This is a genomic window from Dyella soli, assembly GCF_054482295.1.
On sequence record NZ_JBTFFU010000001.1, the window covers coordinates 228,966 to 246,143 of the forward strand.

Annotated in this window: 15 protein-coding genes; 12 read left to right on the forward strand and 3 right to left on the reverse strand. The window is 65.2% G+C overall.

Translation table 11 applies throughout. The features are described from left to right. Positions 1 to 5 precede the first annotated feature (5 nt). Together ACXU4B_RS01100 and typA are read right to left on the reverse strand one after the other, a co-directional pair. Positions 6 to 1,331, reverse strand: coding sequence for a carbohydrate porin (locus ACXU4B_RS01100; RefSeq protein ID WP_131406946.1), 1,326 nt, complete (start codon positions 1,329 to 1,331; stop codon positions 6 to 8). Positions 1,332 to 1,619: 288 nt separating this feature from the next. After that, entirely contained in the window at positions 1,620 to 3,470 is a 1,851-nt protein-coding gene (gene typA, locus ACXU4B_RS01105) for a translational GTPase TypA (protein WP_131406947.1), read from the reverse strand. Between the two features lie 255 nt (positions 3,471 to 3,725). Between typA and ACXU4B_RS01110 the strand changes: the two genes are divergently transcribed. The 3 genes from ACXU4B_RS01110 to ACXU4B_RS01120 all read left to right on the forward strand — a co-directional run bounded on the left by ACXU4B_RS01110 (position 3,726) and on the right by ACXU4B_RS01120 (position 6,794). After that, positions 3,726 to 5,591: a 3-hydroxybutyrate oligomer hydrolase family protein gene (locus ACXU4B_RS01110; protein WP_131406949.1), complete on the forward strand. Its 1,866-nt coding sequence runs from the start codon at positions 3,726 to 3,728 to the stop codon at positions 5,589 to 5,591. A 107-nt stretch (positions 5,592 to 5,698) separates the two neighbouring features. Continuing rightward, positions 5,699 to 6,208, forward strand: coding sequence for a peptidylprolyl isomerase (locus ACXU4B_RS01115; RefSeq protein WP_131406951.1), 510 nt, complete (start codon positions 5,699 to 5,701; stop codon positions 6,206 to 6,208). Positions 6,209 to 6,365: 157 nt separating this feature from the next. Further along, positions 6,366 to 6,794: a YidB family protein gene (locus ACXU4B_RS01120; RefSeq protein WP_131406953.1), complete on the forward strand. Its 429-nt coding sequence runs from the start codon at positions 6,366 to 6,368 to the stop codon at positions 6,792 to 6,794. A 58-nt stretch (positions 6,795 to 6,852) separates the two neighbouring features. On the opposite strand, the gene ACXU4B_RS01125 is transcribed toward ACXU4B_RS01120, so the two are convergent. Then, positions 6,853 to 7,110: a GlsB/YeaQ/YmgE family stress response membrane protein gene (locus ACXU4B_RS01125; protein ID WP_131406956.1), complete on the reverse strand. Its 258-nt coding sequence runs from the start codon at positions 7,108 to 7,110 to the stop codon at positions 6,853 to 6,855. A gap of 301 nt (positions 7,111 to 7,411) precedes the next feature. Between ACXU4B_RS01125 and ACXU4B_RS01130 the strand changes: the two genes are divergently transcribed. The 9 genes from ACXU4B_RS01130 to ACXU4B_RS01170 all read left to right on the forward strand — a co-directional run bounded on the left by ACXU4B_RS01130 (position 7,412) and on the right by ACXU4B_RS01170 (position 17,172). After that, positions 7,412 to 8,611 (forward strand): pyridoxal phosphate-dependent aminotransferase, encoded by a 1,200-nt coding sequence (locus tag ACXU4B_RS01130; protein WP_131406958.1) that lies wholly within the window; start codon positions 7,412 to 7,414, stop codon positions 8,609 to 8,611. Positions 8,612 to 8,762: 151 nt separating this feature from the next. Continuing rightward, a complete protein-coding gene (locus tag ACXU4B_RS01135; protein WP_131406960.1) occupies positions 8,763 to 9,749 on the forward strand; it encodes a malate dehydrogenase in 987 nt (328 codons plus the stop codon). Between the two features lie 156 nt (positions 9,750 to 9,905). Next, positions 9,906 to 10,244: a hypothetical protein gene (locus ACXU4B_RS01140; protein ID WP_131406962.1), complete on the forward strand. Its 339-nt coding sequence runs from the start codon at positions 9,906 to 9,908 to the stop codon at positions 10,242 to 10,244. An 86-nt stretch (positions 10,245 to 10,330) separates the two neighbouring features. Continuing rightward, positions 10,331 to 12,253 carry a propionate--CoA ligase gene (prpE, locus tag ACXU4B_RS01145; protein WP_338069385.1) on the forward strand — a complete coding sequence of 641 codons (1,923 nt, stop codon included), beginning with the start codon at positions 10,331 to 10,333 and terminating at the stop codon, positions 12,251 to 12,253. Positions 12,254 to 12,396: 143 nt separating this feature from the next. Continuing rightward, positions 12,397 to 13,284 carry a methylisocitrate lyase gene (gene prpB / locus ACXU4B_RS01150; protein ID WP_131406966.1) on the forward strand — a complete coding sequence of 296 codons (888 nt, stop codon included), beginning with the start codon at positions 12,397 to 12,399 and terminating at the stop codon, positions 13,282 to 13,284. A gap of 79 nt (positions 13,285 to 13,363) precedes the next feature. Next, positions 13,364 to 14,509, forward strand: coding sequence for a bifunctional 2-methylcitrate synthase/citrate synthase (gene prpC, locus ACXU4B_RS01155; RefSeq protein WP_131406968.1), 1,146 nt, complete (start codon positions 13,364 to 13,366; stop codon positions 14,507 to 14,509). A 447-nt stretch (positions 14,510 to 14,956) separates the two neighbouring features. Continuing rightward, a complete protein-coding gene (locus tag ACXU4B_RS01160; RefSeq protein WP_205746489.1) occupies positions 14,957 to 15,928 on the forward strand; it encodes a hypothetical protein in 972 nt (323 codons plus the stop codon). A gap of 141 nt (positions 15,929 to 16,069) precedes the next feature. Beyond that, positions 16,070 to 16,489, forward strand: coding sequence for a hypothetical protein (locus ACXU4B_RS01165; RefSeq protein WP_458910823.1), 420 nt, complete (start codon positions 16,070 to 16,072; stop codon positions 16,487 to 16,489). A gap of 8 nt (positions 16,490 to 16,497) precedes the next feature. Then, a complete protein-coding gene (locus ACXU4B_RS01170) occupies positions 16,498 to 17,172 on the forward strand; it encodes a C39 family peptidase (protein WP_458910824.1) in 675 nt (224 codons plus the stop codon). Positions 17,173 to 17,178: the final 6 nt, after the last annotated feature.

The following is a 17,178-nucleotide window of genomic DNA, read 5'->3' on the forward strand; positions in this document are numbered from 1 at the left end:
GCCGGTCAGAACTCCACGTGTGCGCGCACGCCGGCGAATCGCGCCGGCCCGCGATCGTGGTTGTAGCCCGGGTTGCGGATGTACTGGACGTCCGGGCTGATGGTGAGGTGCGCGACCGGCGCAAAGCTGTAATACGCCTCGACGATCTGCTCGCGGCCGTAATGCAGCGCGCCATCGCCAAGCACGAAGCCGTTGCCGCCGAGCGCGAGATAATCGCGGTGCGCGGAGGACAGGGCATCGATCGCCAGCGCCACGGCGACGTGGTCCGCATCGCGGCCCCAGTGCGCGCCGGAGAGCTGGAAGCCACCGCTCAGCGAGCGGTCCACTTCGGTGAACACGAACGACTCGGTGCGGCCATCGTTCCAGCCCGCGCGCATGAACAGGCCGGTGTCGCCGTGGTCGGCCAGCGGCAGCTCGCCGTTCACGGCAAAGCCGTACTTGTGGCGATCGGGGGCGTCGTCCGCATGGATGTCCGGCACCTGTCCCGTGGCCAGCGCCACGGCGATGGCGTCACGGTAGATGCCCATGCGCGCCGTGTTGCGGAAGGCGAGCAGGCGCAGGACCGCGCCATCGGCGTGCGGCTGCAGGGTCAGCTCGAGCTGCTGGCCGTTCGAATCTCCCAGCGAACTGACCAGCTTCTGGCCGTTTGCTTCATACGGCATGCGGTAGATGCCGTAGCGCAGCGTCCAGGTCGGGTTGACCAGGGCGATCATCACGCCATCGGTATAGCCACGCGTATCGGCGGCGAAGTCCCACGCGGTGTTGTTGAACAGCGACCAGTCCATGAACTGCGAGCGCGTGCCGCCGGCGTAGCGGTTCTTGTCGAAGTCGTCGCTCACGGCCATCTTGCCGATCTTCACCTCGATGCGTCGCGCCGCCTGGCTGCCGGGCAACTGGTCCTGCGCGCGCTCGATGTCGCTGGCCTCATCGCCCAGCGGCAGCGACCAGCGCAGATAGCGTCGGGCCACGTAAGGCTTCTTGGGCAGGCCTGCGCTGCCCGAGCGGATCACGTCGCCATTGGTGAGGCCGCCAAGGCCGGTGGCGCCGGAGACGCCTTCGCCCTTGAACATCTCCACGTCGAAATAGAACTGGAAGTGCGCCGGCAGGGCGACGCCGAAATAGGCGCCGAAGGTGTGCGAGCGCTCGGTGTCGCCGTCAGGGCGCAGGCTGAGCGCGCCGGCGTAGGGCGAGTGCAGCGAATACTGGTGCTGGTCGATGAAGGTGTACTGCGCGCCGAGCCACTGCGGCACGAACAGCGGTGCCTCGTCGGCACGCGCAAACATGGGGGTGGCCAGCAGCGCTGCGACCAGGAGAAAACGTGCGTACTTCATTGCTCATTCCGTGCAAAGGCGCGGAACGAGCGGGCCAGGCGAACCTAGTGGCCGCTCACGGCCGCGCCGTGATCGTTGGTTGACGCGCCGCCGGCCCGCGCACAGGCCAGGCGGACGCGACTGGAAGGGTCGCTGTCCATGGGTATGGAGTGATCTCTGGGTAGCCCCGGGAGCGGGGCGCGCGCATGGTGACTATGCGCGGGAGTTGTGTCAACGCCTTGTCAGCGGTATGCACGAAAAAAAGGCCACCTTGCGGTGGCCTTTCGTCGATACCCGATCCGGGAGGGATCAGGCCACGCCGCGCGAGGCCTTCTTGCGATCGTTCTCGGTGAGGTGTTTCTTGCGCATGCGGATTTCCTTCGGGGTGACTTCGACCAGCTCGTCGTCGTCGATGAAGTCCAGCGCCTGCTCCAGCGAGAACTTGGTCGCCGGGGTGAGCTGGATCGCATCGTCCTTGCCGGAGGCGCGCATGTTGGTCAGCGGCTTCGGCTTGATGGCATTGACGGTGAGGTCGTTGTCCTTGGCATGGATGCCGATCAGCTGGCCTTCGTACACCGAGTCACCCTCGGCGGCGAACAGCTTGCCGCGATCCTGCAGCGGCCCAAGCGAGTAAGCCGGGGTGGTGCCGCCGGCGTTGGCGATCATCACGCCGTTGAGGCGCTTGGCGATTGCCACCGGCGTGTACGGGCCGTAATGGTCGAACACGTGGAACAGCAGGCCCGAACCCTGGGTCAGGGTCTTGAACTGGTTCTGGAAGCCGATCAGGCCACGCGCCGGGATCAGGTATTCCAGGCGCACGCGGCCCTTGCCGTCCGACACCATGTTCTTCAGGTCACCCTTGCGGATGCCCAGGCGCTCCATCACGCCGCCCTGGTGCTGCTCTTCGATGTCGACGACCAGCTGCTCGATCGGCTCCATCTTCTGGCCGTCGATTTCCTTGATGATCACTTCCGGACGCGACACGGCCAGCTCGTAGCCCTCGCGACGCATGTTTTCGATCAGCACCGACAGATGCAGTTCGCCACGGCCCGAGACCAGGAACTTGTCGGCGTCGGAGCCGTCTTCCACGCGCAGCGCCACGTTGTGCACCTTTTCGCGGTCGAGGCGCTCACGCAGCTGGCGGCTGGTAAGGAACTTGCCGCCCGACAGATCCTTGTTGCCGACGAACGGCGAGTTGTTGACCTGGAAGGTCATGCTGATCATCGGCTCGTCCACGCTCAGCGCGGGCAGCGCTTCGGGCGTGTCGAGCGAGGTGACCGTATCGGAAATGGTCAGGTCGGGCAGGCCCGAGATGGCAACGATATCGCCGGCTTCGGCGGAATCCTGCTCGATGCGCTCGAGGCCGAGGAAGCCGAGCACCTGGCCGATCTTGCCCTGGCGCTTCTTGCCTTCACGGTCGATCACGGCGACCGGCATGCCCTTCTTCAGGGTGCCGCGCTGGATGCGGCCGATGCCGATGACGCCGACGAAGTTGTTGTAGTCGAGCTGGCTGATGCGCATCTGGAAGGCGCCGTCCGGATCGACGTCCGGCTTGGGCGCGTGCTGCATGATCGCTTCGTACAGCGGGGTCATGTCGCCTTCGCGGGCGTTCTCGTCCAGCGAGGCGTAACCGTTCAGCGCCGAGGCGTAAACGATCGGGAATTCCATCTGCTCGTCGGTGGCGCCGAGCTTCTCGAACAGATCCCACACCTGCTCGACCACCCACTCCGGACGTGCGCCGGGGCGGTCAACCTTGTTGACCACCACGATCGGCTTGAAGCCCATGGCGAATGCCTTCTGCGTCACGAAACGCGTCTGCGGCATCGGGCCGTCCATTGCGTCGACCAGGATCAGCACGGTGTCCACCATCGACAGCACGCGCTCCACCTCGCCGCCGAAGTCGGCATGGCCTGGGGTGTCGACGATGTTGATGCGGTTCTTGGCGCCGGTCTTCTTGTTTTCCCAGGTGATGGCCGTGTTCTTGGCCAGGATCGTGATGCCACGCTCCTTTTCCTGGTCGTTGCTGTCCATCACGCGCTCGGCCAGCACGGTGCGCTCGGAGAGCGTCCCGGACTGCTTGAGCAGCTGGTCGACGAGCGTGGTCTTGCCGTGGTCGACGTGGGCGACGATGGCGATATTGCGCAGATTTTCGATGGACATGAGGTGGGCTCGGGCGGCGCAAGGCCGTCACGTGAGGTTTCTGGAGGGATAACCTGAGGATTATACGGACTTATGTGACAGCTTGCTTGAAATGCTTTAACAAATCCGTTCAGGCCGGTCCGGCGGCCCGCCCTGGACCGCATCGGCGGGCGAACTGCTGCATCCGCCCGGGGCCCGTCCTCACGCGCCTGCCACTGCGCCTGTGCTCGACTTTCGTGGATGGTGAGCCTGCTCCCGCTTTTTTAGGTGGACGGCATGAACAATCGCCTTCCCCGATGGATCCTGTTGCTCGCGCCGGTACTGGCGTCGTGCGCGACCCCGCCCGCGACCAAGGAGTCCGGCATGCCCAGCCCCGATTTCGTGCGCGGCGGAGTGCGTGTCACCGAGCACCGCGCCGGCGATGACCTGCTCAGTGCGGGCCTGGGCCTGGCGGGATTGACGGCGGCGCCGCCGCCGTTCGTGCATCCCCTGCAACCCACGCCGGCGGAACTGCGGCGACGCGCGATCCAGACCAGCTGGAAAGGCATCGCCGACCTTGGACCGCTGGGCGGTTACGGCAGTGCCTACGGTGCCGTACCCGACGTGCCCGGTCGCGAATACCAGGCGTTTGCCTGGATACCCGGCGCCCATTCACCGCACCGCGTGTTGCTGCAGGCGCCGGATGCCTTTGACCGCGCGCATCGCTGCCTGGTGGTCACCGCGTCTTCCGGTTCGCGCGGCATCTACGGTGCCATCGCCCTGGCCGGCGCATGGGGACTGCCGCGCGGCTGCGCGGTGGCCTATACCGACAAGGGCAGCGGCACCGGCTATTTCGACTACGCCGACGACAGCGGCGTGGCGCTCGATGGCACGCGGGCGCGGCGCGGCAAGATGATCCTGGAATTCGAGCCGCCCGCCGAACGGCATCAGGCGGGCATCGCCGTGAAACATCTCCATTCGGGCGACAACCCGGAAGCGGACTGGGGGCGGCATGTACTGCAGGCCGCACAGTTCGGGCTGGCCATGCTCGACCGTGCTTATCCTGACCAGGCGCCGTTCACCGCCGACAACACGCGCATCATCGCCACCGGTCTTTCCAACGGCGGCGGCGCCGTGCTGCAGGCGGCCGGACTGGACGACGAGCGCATGCTCGCCGGCGTGGTGTCGCTGGAACCGGACGTGTTGGTGCCGGGGCAGGGCCGGGCGCTCTACGACTATGCGACGGAGGCCTCGCTGTGGTTGCCGTGCGCCTTGCTGGATCCGCGCTTTGAAGCGACGCCGCTTGCGCGCACGCCCAAGGGCGAGCAGCCGATGGCATGGGCCCAGCGCTGCCACCAGCTTCACCAGCGCGGCATGCTCGGCGGCGATCGCATCAACGCGCAGGCGGCGCAGGCCTATGACCACCTGCGCGCAGCCGGCTGGACCGACGAAGCCCTGGAGGCGGCCGCATCCACCACCAGCTTCGACGCCTGGCGCACCGTGACCGCAGGTTACGCTTCCGCCTATATGCGCCGCGGCGCCACCGAGATGCCGTGCGGATTCCGCTATGCCGCGTTGGCGCCCAATGGCTCGCCGGGCGCGGCCGACGTGGCCACGCGCGCCAGCTGGTGGTCGGACGCCACGGGCATTCCGCCGGGCAACGGCGTAGGGCTTTTCGGTGGCACGGATCATTCGGCCGACCCGAGCTTGCCCGGTGCCCTGTGCTTGCGGGCGCTGTGGGAAGACACCGAGGCCAGCACGCAGGCCTTGCGCGACAGCGTGGCGGGTACGGTGGTCAAGCCGCCGCGGGCCAGCCTGCCGGTGTGGGTGGTGCACGGTGCCGCCGATGGCCTCTTGCCCACGACCTTCACTTCCGAACCCTATATCGCCTGGCTGCGCGCCAACGGCGGTCATCCGTTGTACTGGAAGGTGCCCAACGCCCAGCATTTCGATGCGTTCCTCGCCTTGCCGGGCTTTGGCGACCGCTACGTTCCGCTGCTGCCCTATGGCTATGCCGCGCTGGATCGCCTGTGGGCGCATCTGTATGAGGGCGCTCCCTGGCCGGCGGTGGTGCCGACGCCCACGCCGCAACCACGCGGAACCAACGCCCTTGCGCCGGCGCAGCTTGATCTGCCGCCGTCCCGGGTGGTCGGGCCGGGGTGACGCGGGATGGGAGGCGCACCGTCCTGCATGCGACGCCGCTGGAGTATCCTTGCCGACCCGCAGGGCGCCCGGCGTCGCGCGCTGCCATTTAGAAACAAGGACTTACGATGACCATCAACGTCACCTTCAACACGAACCGCGGTCCGATCCACCTGCGCCTGCATGCGGACAAGACCCCGGTGACCGTGGCCAACTTCGTCAATCTGGCCCGCCGTGGCTACTACGATGGCCTGTCGTTCCACCGCGTCATTGCCGATTTCATGATCCAGGGCGGCTGTCCGGAAGGCAGCGGTCGCGGTGGCCCGGGCTACCGCTTCGAGGACGAGTTCGATGCCTCGCTGCGCCATGACAAGCCGGGTGTGCTGTCGATGGCCAACGCCGGTCCGCGCACCAACGGCAGCCAGTTCTTCATCACCCACGGCGCCACGCCGTGGCTGGACGGCAAGCACAGCGTGTTCGGCGAAGTCGTGGGTCCGCAGGACCAGGCCGTGGTCGATGCGATCCGCCAGGGCGACGTGATCGAGAAGGTCATCGTCGACGGCGACGTCGATGCGCTGCTGGCCGCGCAGGCCGATCGCGTCAAGGAATGGAACGCGGTGCTCGACGAGCGCGGCTGAGCACGTCTGTTCGTTTCGCGTGAAAAGCCGCCGTTCGACGAACGGCGGCTTTTTTCATGCCTGCATGGCCGTGGCGATGCACTTTGCAGGAGCCTAGAATCGACGGGCTCCACACGACACACGATGTGCGATTCCCCAATCCCCAGGAGATGCAGTCATGTCATTTCTCAACGATCTGCTCGGTGGTGGTCAGGCCAATGCGGCTGGTGGCTCCTCGCTCGTTTCGATAGCGGGAGCGTTGATTGAAAAGGCGGGAGGAGTGCAGGGACTGGTTGCCATGCTGCAGCAACATGGCCTGGGCGAGGCGGCGCAGTCCTGGGTCGGCACCGGCGCCAACCAGGCGGTGTCGGGCGACCAGCTGGGGCAGGCCCTGCAGAATGGTGGACTGGGTTCGCTGGTGCAGGAGGCCGCGGGCAAGATGGGTGTCGACCAGAACCAGCTGCTGGGCCAGCTCTCGCAGGTGTTGCCGCATGCCGTCGATCACCTGACTCCGGACGGCCAGGTCCCGGCGCAGGGTGCGGGTGGTTTCGACCTGGGCTCGCTCGCCTCGCTCGCCGGCAAACTGTTCGGCAGCAATACGGCCTGAGTGTCCATGAAGAAGACGCACCGGCGACGCGCACTGCGTCGCCGATGCGGCACCGCCTTCACGTCGCGGTGTTGCGCTTGAACACGAAGTGATAGATCGCCAGCAGGATGATCGCGCCGCCGATCGATCCCAGGAAATGCACCGCGCCGGTTTCACCCCATAGTCCGAGCTTCTCGCCGATATAGGTCGAGATGAACGAGCCTGCGATGCCCAGGATGGCGGTGATGATGAAGCCGCCCGGGTCGCGTCCCGGCGTCAGCATCTTGGCGATAAGACCCACAACCAGTCCGACAATGAATACCCATAGCCAATGCATATTCGTGTGTCCTTGGTGAGAGTACGGGGAGTCTCCTGAGTGTGTATGGCCAGGCCGCCTCCGGCGCGCCTGCTGCCTTCCGTTTCCTCCTTGCTGGCCTGGCTACAGTCGGCTTGCGCATCATGCGCCGGCGGCGGCGAACGTGCACGTTCCGGGGCAGGGCCGGCCGGCATTCCGCGGGCCCTGCCAACCCCCGCGACCGCCCATGGCGACGGCAACTCGTGCACGACCGGCTGATGACGCGCCGCCGCATGCTAAAATCGCCGGGTTTGCTGTCTTCGTCCCCGCTAAAGAGGAAGTCATGCCCCAGCTTGCCCAGCGTGTCGGTCGCGCCAAGCCCAGCGCGATCATGGTGATCGCCGAAAAGGCCAAGCAGCTCAAGGCTGCCGGCCGCGACATCATCAGCTTCTCCATCGGCGTCCCCAATTTCCTTCCTGGCGAGCATGTCTACGCCGCCGCACGCGAAGCGCTCTCGCACGACTCCGGCCAGTACGGCAGCAACCGCGGCGCCGACGCGCTGCTGGACGCCTTCCTGGCCCATATCGAAAAGCTTGGATTCACCGGCTATACGCGCGCCCACCTGTCCATCGGCATCGGCGCCAAGCAGGTGTTGTACAACCTGGGCGAGGCACTGTTGAACGAGGGCGACGAAATCGCCTTCGCAGCGCCGTTCTGGACCACGTATCGCGACATCGCGGACATCCTCGGCGCCAAGGCCAACATCCTGCATTGCGGCCCGGAACAGAACTACAAGCTGACGCCCGCGCAGCTCGACGCCGCGCTGGCGCGCAAGCCGAAAGTGTTCCTGTTCAACAACCCGTCCAACCCGACCGGCATGGTCTACACGCGCGATGAAATCGCCGCGCTGGCCGAGGTGCTGGCGAAGTACCCGGATACCTGGGTCATCACCGACGACATCTACAACTCGATGGTGTTCGACGGCATCGGTTACCACAACTTCGTGCACGTGAAGCCGGATCTGAAGGACCGCGTGATCTTCGTCGACTCGGTGTCCAAGACCTACGGCATGCCGGGCTGGCGCGTGGGCCTCATCGCCGGCCCCGAGAGTGTGGCCAAGGCCATCACGACGCTCAATTCCAACCACATCACGAGCCTGCCGGAAGTGATCACCGCCGCCGCCGTGGCCGCGTTCAGCGGTTCGCAGGAGATTCCGCAGGCCAAGTGCGCGGAATTCGCCGGCAAGCGCGATCTGGTGGTCAAGGCGCTGAACGCCATCCCGGGTGTGGTGTGTCCGCGTCCGCAAGGTGCGTTCTATGCGTTCCCCGATATTTCCGTGGCGTTCGGCAAGAGCCACAACGGCGTGCGCATCGACAGCGACGTCGACTTCTGCGCCGCGCTGCTGGAGGCCAAGGGCGTCGCCTGCGTGCCGGGCTCGGCCTTCGGCGAGCCGCGCGCCTTGCGCATTTCCTACACCTGTCCCACGGCACAATTGCAGCCTGGGCTGGACCGTATCCAGGCGTTCTTTGCAGAACTCACCTGATGGTTCATCACCTCATGCCTCACGGACATATCAAAAAGGCCGCACCTCTCGCTCGTCATCCCCGCGAAAGCGGGAATGACGGTGTCGTGATGTTGCGGCGTTGCGTGGGTTCCATTTTTTTACGACTAGCCAAGTTGAAGGAGTTTCTCCGATGAAAGCCCCCGTTCGAGTTGCCGTTACCGGCGCCGCCGGCCAGATCGGCTACGCCCTGCTGTTCCGCATTGCCGCGGGCGACATGCTGGGCCCGGACCAGCCGGTGATCCTGCACCTGCTGGAAATCACCCCGGCGCTGCCCGCCCTGCAGGGCGTGGTGATGGAACTCAACGACTGCGCGTTCCCGACGCTGGCTGGCGTGGTGGCCACCGACGACCTCAATGTCGCCTTCAAGGACGTCGACTATGCGCTGCTGGTCGGTGCACGTCCGCGCGGCCCGGGTATGGAGCGCAAGGACCTGCTCGAGGCCAACGGCGCCATCTTCGGCCCGCAGGGCAAGGCCCTCAACGATCACGCCAAGCGTGACGTGCGCGTGCTGGTGGTCGGCAACCCGGCCAACACCAATGCGCTGATCGCCCAGCAGAACGCGCCGGACCTGGATCCGAAGTGCTTCACCGCGATGGTGCGCCTGGACCACAACCGCGCGCTGTCGCAGCTGGCCGAGAAAACCGGCAAGCACAGCACCGATATCAAGAAGATGACCATCTGGGGCAACCACAGCTCCACCCAATACCCGGACCTGCACCACGCCACCGTGGGTGGCAAGCCGGCGCTGTCGCTGGTCGATCAGGCCTGGTACGAGAGCGACTTCATCCCGACCGTGCAGCAGCGTGGCGCGGCCATCATCAAGGCGCGCGGCGCTTCGTCGGCGGCTTCGGCTGCCTCGGCGGCGGTTGATCACATGCGCACCTGGGCGATGGGTACGGCGGAAGGCGACTGGGCGTCGATGGGCATCCCGTCCGATGGCTCGTACGGCGTCGCCCCGGGCGTGATCTACGGCTACCCGGTGACGGTGAAGAACGGCAAGTACGAGATCGTGCAGGGCCTGGACGTGAACGCGTTCTCGCGTGCCCGCATGGATGCCACCGACAAGGAACTGCGCGAAGAGCGCGCCGGCGTCGAGCATCTGTTCGCGAAGAAGTAAGGCATCGCGCGCCGCTGGGCGTTTCGATGGAACAAATGGGCGGCTTCGGTCGCCCATTTGTTTTGGCAGGCGTGTGTCCGAACACGGGTGCGCCCGGTGACTGGCGATGCCACGGCAGATGGGTAAAATCGGCAGAACGCCCAACGGATAGCGGATATGAAACAACTTCTTGCGATCTCTGCCTGTGCCTTGCTGGTCGCCTGTGGCGGCACCCATGGCCTGCGCGACAGCACGCCCAAGCTGAGCAGCCGCACGAACAAGGACATCCCCACCTATCTCGAATGCGTGCGCGCAAAATGGGCCGGGTCGGCCGAGGTCAGTGCGTCAAGCAAGAGTGATGAAGGCTCGCTGTCGGCCAACGACAAGTCGGGCGCGCACGAACTGGTCACCGTGACCGCCGATGGCACGGGCGCACAGGTGATGATGTACGAAAGCCAGAACGCCAAGGCGGCCTACAACCCCGCCTATCGCGACGCGGCGGTGTCCTGCCTCTGACGGTTGTTTGCGCGCGCTGGTACGCGCGCGCCGGCTCGACCAAGGTCGCAAGGCCCCCATCGCGGTGCTGATCTAGGCTAGCCCGGATCGGCAACAGAGAGAGGAGTAGGGCGATGCGCTACGAGGAGTTCTATCGCCAGTCGGTGGAGCAGCCGGAATTATTCTGGTCCGAGCAGGCGCGGCGGATCCACTGGGACACGCCTCCCGCAACGATCCTCGACTACTCCCATCCACCGTTTCGCCGCTGGTTCGTCGGTGGCACCACCAACCTCTGCTACAACGCCGTCGATCGGCACCTTGCCGATCGCGGTGGCCAGCTGGCGCTGGTGGCGTGTTCCACCGAAACCCATGTCACCCGCGAGCTCAGCTACCGCGACCTCTACCGCGAGGTGAACACCTTCGCCGCCTTGCTCGCCTCGCTCGGCGTGGACAAGGGCGACCGCGTCGTCATCTACATGCCCAACATCGCCGAGGCGGTGTTTGCCATGCTGGCCTGCGCGCGCATCGGCGCCATCCATTCCGTGGTCTTTGGCGGATTCGCGGCGCACAACCTCGCCCTGCGGATCGACGACGCGCAGCCGAAACTGCTCATTGCGGCGGATGCCGGCATGCGCGGCGGCAAAGTCATTCCCTACAAGCCGCTGGTCGATGCGGCGCTGGAAGAGGCGACTCATGGTCCCCCGCACGTGCTGGTGGTCGATCGCGGCCTCGATCCGCAGATGACCCGCATCGCCGGCCGCGATCTGGACTATGCGAGCCTGCGCGCATCCTACGAGGGCGCCGAGGTGCCGGTGACGTGGCTGGAGTCCAACGAGCCGAGCTATCTGCTCTATACCTCCGGCACCACCGGCAAGCCCAAGGGCATCCAGCGCGACGTGGGCGGCTACGCCGTGGCGATGGCGATGTCGATCACCACCGTGTTCGACATCGCGCCGGGCCAGGTGATGTTCTCCACCTCCGACGTGGGCTGGGCGGTCGGGCATTCGTACAACGTCTATGCGCCGCTGATCGGCGGCGCCACGTCGCTGTTGTACGAAGGGCTGCCGACCAACCCGGACCCGGGCATCTGGTGGCAGCTGTGCGAGCGCTACGGCGTGCGCAGCATGTTTTCCTCGCCCACCGCCATCCGCATGCTGAAGAAGCAGGACGCAAGCTGGCTGCGCAAGTACGAACTGTCTGGGCTGAAGTGGCTGTTCGTGGCCGGGGAACCGCTGGACGAGCCGACCGCGCACTGGATTACCGATGGCCTCGGCGTGCCGGTGATCGACAATTATTGGCAGACCGAAACCGGCTGGCCGGCCATCACGCTGATGCCGGGACTGGACCTGAAGCCGCTGAAGTTCGGCTCGCCGGGACTGCCCAGCCCCGGTTATCGCATGAAGGTCATCGACGAGAACACCGGCGACGAACTGCCGCCGAACCAGAAGGGCGTGCTGGTTTTCCTGCCGCCGCTGCCACCCGGCTGCCTCACCACCGTGTGGCGTGACGATGAGCGCTACATCAACAGTTATTTCAGCCACTTCAATGAGCTGCTCTACAGCTCGCTGGACTGGGCCATTCGCGACGAGAACGGCTACACCACGATCCTGGGCCGCACCGACGACGTCATCAATGTCGCCGGGCATCGGCTCGGCACGCGCGAGATCGAGGAGTCGGTGTCGACCCATCCCGCCTGTGCCGAAGCCGCGGTGGTCGGCGTCCACGACGACTTGAAGGGGCAGGTGCCGGTGGTGTTTGCGACGCTGAAGCAGGGCGTCACGGAAGGCCCGGTCGAGGTGGCGAAGGCGATGCAGCAGCGCGTGGTGGATCAGCTGGGTGGCCTGGCCAGGCCGGCGCGCATCTACGTGGTGAACGCGCTGCCCAAGACGCGTTCCGGCAAGCTGCTGCGGCGGTCGCTGCAGGCACTGGTGCAGCACACCGATCCGGGCGACCTGTCGACGCTGGACGATCCTGGCGCTCTGGAAGAGGTCCGGCGTGCGCTGGAGCGCGGACCGGAGCAGGGCAGCTGAAGTTGCCCCTGCCGCCGCCTCGCGCCTCCCCCCCAAAGAGGGGGGAGGAAACGTGATACGCAGCGTTCGAAACTTTTCATGCTGCCGCGCAACAGGGTGTATACGCCCGCTGCGCTAAAATCGCTGTTTTACGCGGAGGTTCCATGGCCCAGATCGCATCCCCCGGCGCGAAGTTTCGTGCCGCCCTCGCGGCCGAACACCCCTTGCAGGTGATCGGTGCCATCAACGCGAACCATGCGCTGCTCGCCAGGCGCGCCGGTTACCGCGCCATCTACCTGTCGGGCGGTGGCGTCGCGGCCGGCTCGCTCGGTCTGCCGGATCTGGGCATCAACACCCTGGACGATGTGCTCACCGATGTGCGCCGCATCACCGACGTGTGCGACCTGCCGCTGATGGCGGACATCGACACGGGCTTTGGCCCCAGTGCGTTCAACATCGCGCGCACGGTCAAGAGCCTGATCAAGTTCGGCGCTGCGGCCTGCCACATCGAGGACCAGGTCGGCGCCAAGCGTTGCGGCCACCGTCCGGGCAAGGAGATCGTCCCGGTGGGCGAAATGGCTGACCGAGTCAAGGCCGCCGCCGATGCCAAGACGGATGCCGACTTCTTCCTGATCGCCCGCACCGACGCCATCGCCGTCGACGGCGTGGACGCCGCCATCGAGCGGGCCATCGCCTGTGTCGAGGCCGGTGCCGATGGCATCTTTGCCGAGGCGGCCTACGACCTGCCGACCTATCGCCGTTTCGTCGACGCGGTGAAGGTACCTGTGCTGGCCAACATCACCGAATTCGGCCAGACGCCGCTGTTCAGCGTGGAGGAACTCGCCTCCGCCGGCGTCGGCATCGTGCTGTATCCGCTTTCGGCGTTCCGTGCCATGAACAAGGCGGCCGAGAACGTCTACACCGCCATCCGCCGCGACGGTCACCAGCGCAATGTCATCGACACGATGCAGACGCGCGAAGAGCTCTACGACCGCATCGGCTACCACGAGTACGAGCGCCGCCTGGACGATTTGTTCGCCAAGAAGGCCTGATCGTCCGTCCAACGAACCCAGGCGGCAGCCCGCTGCCGCCCATGTCTGATGCAGTACGTGTCTCCAGGAGATGGTCCGAATGACTGAACAAACCCTTCCCAAGCCGAAGAAATCCGTCGCCCTGTCCGGCGTGGCCGCGGGCAATACCGCGCTGTGCACGGTCGGCCGCAGCGGCAACGACCTGCATTATCGCGGCTACGACATCCACGACCTGGCGGCCAAGGGTTGCTTCGAGGAAGTGGCCTACCTGCTGGTGCACGGCGCGCTGCCCAACTGGGCCGAGCTCAATGCGTACCGCGCCAAGCTCAAGCGCCTGCGCGGCCTGCCTGCCCCGGTGAAGAGCGCGCTGGAGCTGCTGCCGGCCGCCACCCATCCGATGGACGTGATGCGTACCGGTGCCTCGGTGCTCGGCACCGTGCTGCCGGAGAAGGACGACCACAACGTCACCGGCGCGCGTGACATCGCCGATCGCCTGATGGCCAGCTTCGGTTCGATGCTGCTGTACTGGTTCCACTTCAGCCACAACGGCAAGCGCATCGAGACGGAAACCGAGGACGAATCCATCGCCGGCCACTTCCTGCACCTGTTGCATGGCAAGAAGCCGAGCGAGCTGCATGCGCATTCGCTGGACAAGTCGCTGGTCCTGTATGCGGAGCACGAGTTCAACGCGTCGACCTTCACGGCACGCGTCATCGCCGGCACCGGCTCGGACATCTACTCGGCCATCACCGGCGCCATTGGCGCGCTGCGCGGCCCGAAGCATGGCGGCGCCAACGAAGTGGCGATGGAGATCATCGCCCGCTATCGCAACGCCGCCGAGGCGGAGGCCGACATCCGTGCCCGCGTCGAGCGCAAGGAAATCATCATCGGCTTCGGCCACCCGGTTTACACCGTGTCCGATCCGCGTAACGAAATCATCAAGGAAGTTTCACGCAAGCTCTGCACCGAAGGCGGCAACCCGACGCTGTTCGATGTGTCCGAGAAGATCGAGAAGCTGATGTGGGAACAGAAGAAGATGTTCCCCAACCTCGACTGGTTCTCGGCCAGCGCGTATCACATGATGGGCGTGCCGACCGCCATGTTCACCCCGCTGTTCGTGATCGCCCGTACTTCGGGCTGGAGCGCGCACGTGATCGAACAGCGCGAAGACGGCAAGATCATCCGCCCGAGCGCCAACTACACCGGTCCCGAAGACCAGGTTTACGTGCCGATGGAAAAGCGCTGAAACCTGTCATTTTCAGGGTGTAACGGGAGGGAGCCAGTGGCTCCCTCTTTTTTTTGTCTTTCGTTACGGTTCAGGACCCTGTACGACATTGCTATCGTTTTGTGTGCAGGGCTGTTACACAACTGATACACCCGATTCACTCCGAAAGTCAGTGCACGCAATGTCCTGCAACACCATGATTGAGCGGCTCATGTTCGATCCTTTATGTCGGCCTGCCGGGGATGTTCGTGCAGAGGGGTGTAACAGGTTTGAATCACATCGGTCTTTGACATGCCTGACCGGAGCCAGAATCAGTGGCCATGAGTCTCCCCAAGCAACTGATTTTGTACGCTTCAGTAGCGTGAACGGGCAATGCGGCGTAGTGGCACGCATGTTGCGATCAGAACATGCTGGATCGGCAACTCCAGCAACACAGGGGGTCACCGCATCGTTCCAGGAGTAATGACTATGCGTAAGACTCTTATCGCAACAGCGATCGTGCTGGGCCTGGGGTTGGCACTCCCCGCCTTCGCAGACGACAACAGCGACAATTCAGGAACGCTCACCACCAATAGGACGGACTCCAGTACACATAGCAAGACCATTACCAAGACCGACTCGAGCACGCATACCAAGACCTTCACGGATGCGTTCAATTCCGGTGGTTCCGACGCCTCAGGTCAGGGTGCTGCCGCAGCAAACAACGGCGGAACGGCAACCTCGTCAATCGCCGACTCCTTCAATATCAGCAATGCCGTAGCCAACAGCACGCTTAGCGGCGAAGTGTCGGATGTCTATGTGCATGACATCGGCAACGTCGCAAAGAACTATGGCGACGCCAATGGCGGCCGTGGCGGTAACGGCGGCAAGGGTGTTGGCGGCAAGGGTGAGGGTGGTCGTGGCGGATCGGGCGGCGACGGTGGCAACGCCCGTGCAAGCAGCGGTCATGCCGGCGGTAGCGGCGCCGACTCTGGTTCCGCCAAGGGCAGTGCCAATGCCTGGGGCGGCGACAGCGACGGTGATAACTACGCCAGTGCACATGCACGTGCACGGGGCGACGGCACCAACACCAGCACCTCAACGGGCGGTAATGGTACTTGGGCAGGCGGCGCTGGCACGGGTGGCACCGCCACCAATACCAGCGGCGCAGCAACCTCGACGGGCGGCACCAGCGGTTCAGCATCGTCGACGGCTGGCTCAGGTGCGGCAGGTGGCGCGGGCGGCGCAGGCACCGGTGGTGCAGGCGCGGGTGGTGCGGGTGCAGCAGGCGGCGCAGGCGGGATGTCCTATGCCGACGCTGGCACCTTCGACATGCACAACGAGATGAACAGCGCTGCGGCAGCTGCCGCGGGCGTGACGATCATCGCGCAGAACAGCGGTCAGGCATCGCTGCTTCAGCAGAGTGTGAATGTCCAGGCCAACCTGAACCTCGGTCACTGAGTAGTAGCAACCCGGCACGGTGGGGCGCTTGCGCTCCACCGTGCCCTTCCGCATCTGCGCGATGGCACGCTGAGGTGGTGAGTCCGCAACGCAGCCGAGTGCAGGTGCAACGTGGTTTGCAAGGCTAAGGGAGATAGGGCTATGCGTTCCGTCAGGTGGGTGGTGGGAGTGGTCGCGCTGGGCGCGGTCGCGTTACCCGCGGCAGTGTGGGCCGAGGACGGCCAGATTCCGGCGGCATACATCGAAAGCGGCCAGGGCTCGCCACTGGCGGTTTACGCGGCCGCGACGAAAGGTGAAGGGGCTGCGTCCGCGGACGGACTTGGCCAGAGCGCCGACAACGAAACGCTTGCCAATGCGAGCGGTGGTACCAACATCAAGCAGAACACCACGCTGGACGGGACGGTCAACAACACGACCGCCGATCACGTGATTTCAGGCGACAACCTCATTGACGGCAACTCGTTCAACGGCGCGGCCGGCATCCCGATGGTGATCCAGAATTCGGGAAGCAATGTGCTGATCCAGAACGCTACCGTCGTCAACGTTCAATTCAAGCCATGAGCAGGAAGGTGGCGCTGCTGGTCCTGATGGCGGCGCTGCCGATGGGAGGGCATGCGGCGACGCCGGTCGGCGTGGTGGGGGTGCAGGGCGAGACTTATACGCTGCATCTGACCAGCATCAAGGAAGCCCGCTTTCGCAACACCATCCGTCAGAAGTACGACTTCAGCTGCGGCTCGGCCGCGGTGGCGACGCTGCTGACCTATCAGTACGGCTACCCGGTCAGCGAGCAGGCTGCCTTCGAAGAGATGTATGCCCACGGTGATCAGGCCAAGATCAACCGGGAGGGCTTTTCCATGCTCGACATCAAGCGATTCCTCGCAGCCAACGGCTTCCAGGCCGATGGCTTCCGCGTGCCGCTTGCCAAGCTGAGCCAGGAGAAGCTGCCCGCCATCGTGCTGGTCGACGAAAGGGGCTATCACCATTTCGTGGTGATCAAGGGCATGGCCAACGATCGTGTGCTCGTCGGCGATCCCGCGCTGGGTACCCGCGCGGTGCCGTTGAGCCGGTTCATGGCGGCGTGGACCAATGGCCTGGTATTCGTCATTCACAACCGCCGCGACCTGGCGGTGTTCAACAACCCGAGTGACTGGAGGGCGGCGCCTCAGGCGGCCCTCAGCATCGGCATCGATCGCGGCAGCCTTTACAACATAACCATGCCGAAACGCGGTCCGGAGGATTTGTGAGGAGCA